The organism is Streptomyces sp. NPDC127092 (assembly GCF_042722475.1).
Classification (GTDB): domain Bacteria; phylum Actinomycetota; class Actinomycetes; order Streptomycetales; family Streptomycetaceae; genus Streptomyces.
This window is the reverse complement of record NZ_JBHXFE010000431.1, coordinates 1-1,017: the sequence shown is the minus strand read 5'-3', so window position 1 is coordinate 1,017 and position 1,017 is coordinate 1. Positions and strand designations below refer to the sequence as shown.

General features: G+C 67.3%; 2 protein-coding genes. Both read left to right on the top strand.

What is annotated here, in order from left to right:
• The coding region (locus ACFWJO_RS41045) for a helix-turn-helix transcriptional regulator (protein WP_386873523.1) at nucleotides 1–275 on the top strand (275 nt) is incomplete at its 5' end.
• A 201-nt stretch (nucleotides 276–476) separates the two neighbouring features.
• Nucleotides 477–977 carry a hypothetical protein gene (locus tag ACFWJO_RS41040; protein WP_386873521.1) on the top strand — a complete coding sequence of 167 codons (501 nt, stop codon included), beginning with the start codon at nucleotides 477–479 and terminating at the stop codon, nucleotides 975–977.
• Nucleotides 978–1,017: the final 40 nt, after the last annotated feature.

Genomic DNA, 1,017 nt, shown 5'->3' with positions numbered 1-1,017 from the left:
GCCAGTGGACCGTGGAGTCGCTCGCCGCGGAAACCGGCATGTCGCGGGCTGCCCTCGCACGACGGTTCACGGACCTCGTCGGCGAACCGCCCATGACTTTCCTTGCCGGCTGGCGGCTGTCCCTGGCCGCGGATCTGCTCCGCGAACCCGACGCCACGGTCGCGTCCGTGGCCCAGCGCGTGGGGTACGGGAGCGGATTCGCGCTGAGTGCGGCGTTCAAACGCGTGCGCGGAGTGAGCCCCAAGGAGCATCGTGAGATGGCGGGGAGCAGATGAGTGTATTACGGCACAGTGCCCAAAGACACACCGGATTGACTTGATCTTGTTTGCCTTGCGTACGACCCTGGATGGTAGGGAATTGTCGGCGAGAGGACCGGATCCGGAATGTGGAACAACTCTCAAGCACGGGGACTGCGTAAGCGGTCGGCCCGTCAGCGGCACAACCCGCTACTCCGGCGCTCGGACCGGATCGAGAACATGCTCACCCTCGCGGTCGTGGTGCTCGCGTTCGCGATGCTCCCGCTGGCCATCCTCGTGGGTGCCCGGACCATCGACAGTCAGCTGACGCTGGCGGAGAAGCAGGTCGCGGACTACCGCACCGTCTCCGCCACCACGCTCGCCGACTCCACCGGCGTGTCCGTCACCTCGGACGTCGCGCCGTCGGGCGTCGACACCGCGCCCGCCAATTGGACGTGGGGCAACGAGACCCGCCACGCCGACATCACCGTCGACCCGGCCACTCCTTCGGGAACGAAGGAAGACATCTGGGTCAACGCCGACGGCAACCTCACCACCGAACCGATGTCGCCGTCGGCGGCACGAGTGGCCGGCGTGATCGCCGGGCTGTTCACCTGGTTCGCGGTGATGATGATCGCGCTGTCCGGCTTCCTCATCTGCCGCGCCTCCCTGAACCGCGCCCGCGACGCGCAGTGGGACCGCGACCTCCGCCAGTTCCTGGATTCGACCACTCGGCACTGAGCCGCTCAGCTGATCGAGCCTCTGAACTCGACCGCCTGCT